Source organism: Hymenobacter profundi (genome assembly GCF_019334315.1).
GTDB lineage: Bacteria > Bacteroidota > Bacteroidia > Cytophagales > Hymenobacteraceae > Hymenobacter > Hymenobacter profundi.
Genome location: NZ_JAHWGL010000155.1, coordinates 1 through 6529, shown reverse-complemented (window position 1 = coordinate 6529; position 6529 = coordinate 1). Strand labels below are relative to the sequence as shown.

Sequence of the window (6529 nt, the reverse complement as noted above, 5' to 3'; positions counted from 1 at the left end):
CCGAGCGCACTAGGTTCAGCCCCGCCACCTTGCCCGACAGCGCATCGGTCCAGTTATTGGATTTGGCCTCCGTCAGCGCCTCGTTGTCGAGCTTCGTGACGGCGTAGCCCAGCGCTTTCTCCTCGCGCTGAATGCCCAAGGCCGTCACCACTACCTCATCTAAACTGGTCGCGTCCTCGCGCAGGACCACATCGTAGGTGGCCTTAGCTTCCACCTTCGTCTCCTGGGTAGTGTAGCCGATAAAGCTGAAAATCAACACACTGCCCGGCTCGGCGCTCAGTTGGTAGCGGCCCTCGGCGTCGGTCACGGTGCCGGTGTTGGTGTCTTTGATGCGAATAGACACGCCCGGCAGGCCCTGGCCCTGCGCATCCAGCACGCGGCCGCTCACGGGTTTGGGCGCGGCCGTGCGGTTGGCTTTCAGCACGATGCGCTTGTCCTGCACCTCAAACTGCACGCCCGCCTGCGCCGATACTTGGTTCAGCACCGCCTCCAGGTTGCTGTGCGGTGCCTGCACGCTGATTCTGCGACTCAGTAACTGCCCCTGGCCCGCAAACAGAAAGCGGTAGCCGGTTTGCCGTTCAATGCTGGTCAGCACCTCGCTCAACGGTTGCTGCTGCACCTGCACCGCACACGGCACGGCGCTGGGGCGCGTGGCTTGGTCTGGCGTGGCGGCGGGGGCAGCCGTGGCGCTCAGCACCGTAAGGCCCAGGCCCAGCAGGGTAGGGCACCAGTTGCCGGTTCGTTTCGAGTACCTCGTTTTTTTCATAAACTTGTACGTGAGCGTTTTGAATGACACAGGATTTGAAAGCTCTCTAAGCGGTCGGCCATTTGCCGGTGGCAGGCCTTTCTGCGGAAGACAGCGGGTTGCCGCCCGCTGCCTTCTCCAAGAGGAATGTGTTATTTATCAGGCAGTTCGGTGTTGGTACTGAGGTAGATGGTCTGGCCCTCGCGACGGTAGGCGATGGGGCCAGCCTGCTGCAAGGCAGCCAGCACTTGGGGTAGGGGCTCGTTGCGGAAGGTGGCCCAGAGGCGCACGTTGGCCGTCGCCGTGTCGGCAAACACCAGCTTCACGCCATAGAGCCGCTCAATCTGATCGGCCACATCGGCCAGCTTTTCATTCTGAAAAATCAGTTGGCGCTGTCGCCAGCCCGTCACGCGGGCCGCACTGAACGGCTGCCGGTACACGCGCCCCGTGCGGTGGTCGGCGAGCAATTGCTGGCCGGGCCGCAAGCGGTAGGTGGTCTGCTGATCCAGCACGTCCACCCTACCCTCCACCAACGACACGGCCATGTGCCCGGCACCCGGCACCGCACTCACATTGAAGGTGGTGCCCAGCACCCGCGTCACCCAGCTGCCGCTGTGCACCCGAAACGGCCGGTGCGGGTTCTTGCTGACTTCAAAAAAGGCCTCGCCTTCCAGGTACACCTCGCGGCTGGTGGCCGCAAACCGGGTAGGGTAGCGCAGTTGGCTTTGCGGAGCCAGCGTTACGCGGGAGCCATCGGGTAGGCGCAGGGTGCGCTGCTGGCCGGCCGCGGTGCGGGCCAGGCGATAGGTGGCGGGGGTAGGCGCGTGGAAAAGTAGGCCGCTGACTGCCAACGCCACTACCAGCAGCAGACACAGCGCCACCCGGTAGCGCCGGGTAGCTTTGGGGCGCAGCTGGGGTAGGGGCACTGGCGACGCGGGCGCATGACCACTCAGCTCCGGCCGGGCTTTCAGGCGGCGCAGCGCGGCGGCCGTTTCGGGGGCGGCGGTAGGCGTGGCGCTGTGCTGCCACACGGTTTTAAGCTGCTCGAAGGTCTGCTCGTTTTCAACTGAGGCGGCCACCCAGGTTGCCAGCCGCTCGTTTTCCTCGGCTGAGGTTTGGCGAGCCAGGTAGCGGGTAATGAGCAGGTAGGATTCTTCTGGTTTCAACGGGTGCCGAGCGGCTGGTTGCGCTGCTGCTCGTCTGTATAGACGTCCGCCCCCGTCCGGCTCGTGACAAGCAAAAGCAGGCTTAACTGAATCGTAACAACCGTAATATTGCCGTAACGTGGTGTCTGGGTACCTCGTCTCCCCGGCACATCACTAAAAAGCTCCTGTTTGAGTTAGTTAAAAGGCTCGCCAGAACGGTGTAGAGACGCATACTTGCGTCTTATCGTTGAACGAAATGCGGTCTGACGGCACAAGCGACGAGACGCAAGTATGCGTCTCTACACCGTTCTGGCGAGCCTTTTAACTAACTCAAACAACTTCTAAACTATCTGCTCCATGCTCCGTCTCATTCGCACCACCTCCGACCATCCCGATTTCTGCGCCCTCGTGCAGCTCCTCGACCATGACCTCGCCGTGCGCGACGGCGCCGACCACGCCTTCTACGCCCAGTTCAATAAGATTGACACCATCCGCCACGCCGTGGTGGCCTACCTCGACGATGAGCCTGTAGGTTGCGGTGCGTTCAAGCCGTATGCAGAAAAGCAGGTGGAAATCAAGCGGATGTATGTGCAGCCTGCCCATCGCGGGCAGGGCGTGGCCCCGGCCGTGCTGGCCGCGCTAGAAGCGTGGGCCGATGAGCTGGGTTACCACGGCTGTGTGCTTGAGACTGGCCTCAAGCAACCCGAGGCTATCCGGCTGTACGAGAAAAGCGGCTACCAACGTATCCCCAACTATGGGCAGTATATTGGGGTAGAGAACAGCGTATGCATGGAAAAGGCGCTGTAGCCCTTCTGGTTCCTAGGGTTGAACCTCTGGGCTACGAAGTTGGGGGTTGGTACAGAAAGCGCTGCATAGCCCAGGGGTTCAACCCTGGGAGCCGGGTTCACCGCACCCCCGATACGTGAAGCGCTTCTTTCAGAAAACGCAAGGCGCGGAACATGTGGGTTTTCACCGAGTTCAGGGAAATATCCAGCAGGTCGGCAATTTCCTCGTATGTCAGGCCTGCATCGCGGTGGAGCTGAAACACCTGGTGGGTACGGGCTGGCAGCTGCCCGATGAGCTGGTGTAGGCGCTGATGCAGCTCTTGGTAGGCCAGCTGCTCGTCGGGGCGCAGGTAGGCGGCCTCGGGCTGGTGCGGCGGCAGCTCGTCAATGACAGTGATTTCCTGGGCAGTGCGGCGCTGTTGGCGCAGCCGGTCGAAGCTGCGGTGCCGCACAGCAGTGTAGAGGTAGGCAGCCACCGAGCCCTGCACCGCAAGCTGGGCACGATTGGTCCAGAGGGTGCAAAACACGTCGGCCGTCACGTCTTCGGCGGCATCGGTGGGGTAGGGAAGCAGGCTGATAGCGTAGCGCAGCAAGCCGGCGTAGTGGCGAGCAAACAGCGCGTCGAAAGCGGCCTCGTTGCCGAGGGCCAGCGCGGCTAGTAGCTGCTGATCGGAAGAACTGGTTGCGTAGGTCATACCGGTAGGCAAAGCTACCAGTCGGCACTATACGACTACATTATGCTTTCATTACCTCAATATGAAGAACCCGGGCAGGGTAGTGAGGCTGGGGCGTGGTGCTCACGCCTGGGCCGAACGCCAACCTTTTCGCGGTCAAGTCAGTATCAACAAACAGCCCTGACCTTGTAGGTCGGCTAGGTGCTCTCTCACTCTCTCCCCCTATATTGTCATGAAAAACTACCGTTTTTTCCTTCCGTTTTTTCTGTTTGTGCTCATGTTTTCGGTCAGCAGCTGCGATGCCATTGCCGGTATCTTCAAAGCAGGTGCCTGGACGGCCGTTGTGGGTATTTTCCTGGTAGTACTACTCCTATGGTGGATTGTACGCCGGATGCGCGGTTAGCATACCATAGGTTTCTATACAGACAAAAGGCACCTAGTAGGTGCCTTTTTTAATAAAGCAGATCTTATTTTAGACTGCTTTCCATATCTGGAATAAACGAAAAGCCCAACTCGTATGAGTTGGGCTTGCATTCTATTTAAGAAAGAAGAATAGCTACTTCTTCGGCTGACGCGAGGGCATAGTGCCGATGATGTGGTCCCATAGGGTAGTACTCACCCCAAACGCCTCATCCTCTTGCCGGTAATGGTGCATGGCATGGTGGTGCCACCAGAACTTCAAGAAGTTCTTGGGCGGCGCATACATGTGAATGGCATAATGCACAAACAAATAGAGCGCGTAGCCAAACACAAAGCCCGCCAGAATACCGAAGCCCGCGTTGCCAAACGTGAAGCGGAAAATAAAGAATAGCAGCGAGGCCACAAATACCGTCAAGATAGGCGGCATGGCCAGGCGGGTCTTGTCTTTGGGGTATTCGTGGTGCACGCCGTGCATGGTATACTGAAACTTGGCCCGGCCGGGGGTAGAGGGCTCGATGTGGTACACGTAGCGATGCACCAGGTACTCGGCCAGCGTAAACAGCAACCACCCGCCCAAAAACAACCCAAACGCCGACAGCCCTGTGAGCAACCCCCGGCTTAGGCTGTAATACAGGCTAACTGCCGCTACCGCGAAAAAAATGCTGAGAGGCCCTGCTATGTGCGTGTGCGTGAGGCGCTCCAACACGGGGTTCTGAAACAACTGCGCCGAGCCTTTGGCTTTCGGCTTCACAGCTGCAACAGGCTTCTTCGCGGGGGCAGCTTGTACCTCGGGTTGGGGGGAGGATGTAGCGTTCATAACAGAATAATCGTCTGAATTCAAGGTCAAAAGTACGCAGCCTGACGCAAACGCCATGCCTGCCCAGTCCCAACGCTGCTACCTATGCCGTGGTACGGAAACGGTCAATGAGTTCACGCACAGCGGGTAATGTGCAGGCCGGAGGTGAGCAGCGCAGGGGTGCGCGCTCGTAAAACTCTTGGCGGGCGCGTAAGGTTTCGTCCAGGCGCAGTAGTAGGGCGGCTTCGTCGCGGGCGGGGGCCAGTAGGGGGCGGGTAGCCGCCGCACGCATTACCCGGCGCAGCAGCTCGGTGGTAGACACGGCCAGGTAGAGCGTCAGGCCGGTTTCGAGCAGCAGATCGAGGCTGTTGTGGAAGCAGGGCGTGCCGCCGCCAGTAGCCAGCACTAGGCGCGGGTAGCGTTTCAGCACCAGGCGCAGCACAGCCGCCTCCCGCTCACGGAAATACGCCTCGCCCTCATTCTGAAAAATATCAACGACGGTGCGCCCCTCGTGGCGTACAATTTCCTCGTCCAGATCAACAAAAGGCACTTCATAAGCCACGGCCAGCGCCCGCCCCAGGGTCGTTTTGCCCGCCCCCGGCATTCCAATTAAATAAAGTCGCATGAAGTGATGAGATGGTGAGTGGTGAAATTGTGAGTGGTCAATATAGCTGTCATCCTGAGCGCAGCGAAGGACCTTCTCAGTTGTGAACGAGTCGTTGTTACGCCTGTCGTTCACAACTGAGAAGGTCCTTCGCTGCGCTCAGGATGACACGTTTCTTCTTATGCACAAACTCACAACTTCACCCGCGGGTCCAACACGGCATACAGCATGTCGACCACAATATTAATGGCCACAAACAGAAAGGCGATAAACAAGGTAGCTCCCATCACAACGGGGAAATCCAGGTTTTCGACGGCGCGTAATGTAATGGTACCCAGTCCTTTCCAATTGAAGATATACTCAATAAAGAATGCCCCCGCCATCAGCGATGCCAGCCAGCCCGATACAGCCGTTACCACCGGATTCAGAGCATTTTTGAGAGCGTGTCCTACCACCGTATGGTAAGACGACAGGCCTTTGGCTCGCGCCGTGCGGATGTAGTCCTGCCCCAGCACGTCCAGCATAGACGAGCGCGTGAGCTGGGTGATAATGGCCAGCGGCCGGATGCCCAGCGCAAAAGCGGGCAGGAGCAAGTTGCGCAGTACCAGATGGTTGCCCGTAAACGGGTCGGTTTCGTAGAGCTGGCCGGTGAGGTTGAGGCCGGTCCAGTGGCTCCAGTAGAATCCGAACGTCATGGCAATGAGGATGCCCGCCACAAACGACGGCACCGAGATACCTAGCACCGAGGTGGTAATCAGGGTGCGGTCGAGCCAGGAGTGAGGCCGGAGCGCCGCCAGAATGCCGAACAGGATGCCCAGCACCGCCGCCAGCAGCATAGCGGCCAGCGCCAGCCACAAGGTGCCCGTAAAGTGGTCGAGCAAAATACTGAGCACGTCTTTATTGCTCTGAAAAGAGCGACGCAGGTAAGGCGCTTTCAGCACCAGCGCCTTGCCACCCAGCGGCAGCAGCGTAACCCCCCCATAGCGCGCCACTGCCACCGAGTCGCGGGCGTGGATGCCTAGGGGCGAGGCATCGTTGAGGTAGCCCAGCAGCTGGGCGGGTAGGGGCTTGTCGAGGCCCAGGTCGGCGCTGATGGCGGCGCGGGTAGCCGGGTCGGAGCGCTGGCCGGCCAGTAGGGCCACCGGGTCGCCGGGCAGCACATTGAACAGGAAAAACACCGTCACGGCCACCCCAATCAACACCAACACACCCTGGCCCAGCCGACTAAGTAAAAAGGAAAGCATTCGGTTTTCAGTGGTATTCGGTTTTCGTAACTGTCATCCTGAGCAGCGCGAAGGACCTTCTCACGTGAGAACGATAGACGTATCAACGACTCGTTCTCACGTGAGAAGGTCCTTCG

Annotated in this window: 8 protein-coding genes; 2 read left to right on the top strand and 6 right to left on the bottom strand. The window is 59.5% G+C overall.

What is annotated here, in order from left to right:
* Window positions 1-766: DUF4974 domain-containing protein (locus tag KYK14_RS21025; RefSeq protein WP_219161647.1), on the bottom strand; the 766-nt coding region annotated here is incomplete at its 3' end.
* Between the two features lie 131 nt (window positions 767-897).
* Window positions 898-1911, bottom strand: a complete 1014-nt coding sequence (locus KYK14_RS21020; protein ID WP_219161646.1) for a FecR family protein — start codon at window positions 1909-1911, stop codon at window positions 898-900.
* Window positions 1912-2247: 336 nt separating this feature from the next.
* On the opposite strand from KYK14_RS21020, the gene KYK14_RS21015 reads away from it, so the two are divergent.
* A complete protein-coding gene (locus KYK14_RS21015; RefSeq protein ID WP_219161645.1) occupies window positions 2248-2697 on the top strand; it encodes a GNAT family N-acetyltransferase in 450 nt (149 codons plus the stop codon).
* Between the two features lie 97 nt (window positions 2698-2794).
* Here KYK14_RS21015 and KYK14_RS21010 read toward each other — a convergent pair whose 3' ends face one another.
* A complete protein-coding gene (locus tag KYK14_RS21010) occupies window positions 2795-3370 on the bottom strand; it encodes an RNA polymerase sigma-70 factor (protein WP_219161644.1) in 576 nt (191 codons plus the stop codon).
* Window positions 3371-3581: 211 nt separating this feature from the next.
* Here KYK14_RS21010 and KYK14_RS21005 point away from each other — a divergent pair, with 211 nt between their 5' ends.
* Entirely contained in the window at window positions 3582-3752 is a 171-nt protein-coding gene (locus KYK14_RS21005) for a hypothetical protein (protein WP_185281741.1), read from the top strand.
* Window positions 3753-3905: 153 nt separating this feature from the next.
* Here the strand turns inward: KYK14_RS21005 and KYK14_RS21000 are convergent, their stop codons facing one another.
* The 3 genes from KYK14_RS21000 to KYK14_RS20990 all read right to left on the bottom strand — a co-directional run bounded on the left by KYK14_RS21000 (window position 3906) and on the right by KYK14_RS20990 (window position 6413).
* Complete coding sequence (locus KYK14_RS21000; protein ID WP_185281740.1) at window positions 3906-4586, bottom strand: sterol desaturase family protein; 681 nt, start codon at window positions 4584-4586, stop codon at window positions 3906-3908.
* A gap of 82 nt (window positions 4587-4668) precedes the next feature.
* Window positions 4669-5190, bottom strand: coding sequence for a shikimate kinase (locus KYK14_RS20995; protein ID WP_219161643.1), 522 nt, complete (start codon window positions 5188-5190; stop codon window positions 4669-4671).
* Window positions 5191-5360: 170 nt separating this feature from the next.
* Window positions 5361-6413 carry an ABC transporter permease gene (locus tag KYK14_RS20990; protein WP_219161642.1) on the bottom strand — a complete coding sequence of 351 codons (1053 nt, stop codon included), beginning with the start codon at window positions 6411-6413 and terminating at the stop codon, window positions 5361-5363.
* Window positions 6414-6529 lie beyond the last annotated feature (116 nt).

What these genes read in the sequence shown, in the direction of transcription:
- KYK14_RS20990 (WP_219161642.1), bottom strand. Translation starts at nt 6,413, where the DNA reads ATGCTTTCCTTTTTACTTAGTCGGCTGGGCCAGGGTGTGTTGGTGTTG.
- KYK14_RS21015 (WP_219161645.1), top strand. Translation starts at nt 2,248, where the DNA reads ATGCTCCGTCTCATTCGCACCACCTCCGACCATCCCGATTTCTGCGCC.
- KYK14_RS21000 (WP_185281740.1), bottom strand. Translation starts at nt 4,586, where the DNA reads ATGAACGCTACATCCTCCCCCCAACCCGAGGTACAAGCTGCCCCCGCG.
- KYK14_RS20995 (WP_219161643.1), bottom strand. Translation starts at nt 5,190, where the DNA reads ATGCGACTTTATTTAATTGGAATGCCGGGGGCGGGCAAAACGACCCTG.
- KYK14_RS21010 (WP_219161644.1), bottom strand. Translation starts at nt 3,370, where the DNA reads ATGACCTACGCAACCAGTTCTTCCGATCAGCAGCTACTAGCCGCGCTG.
- KYK14_RS21005 (WP_185281741.1), top strand. Translation starts at nt 3,582, where the DNA reads ATGAAAAACTACCGTTTTTTCCTTCCGTTTTTTCTGTTTGTGCTCATG.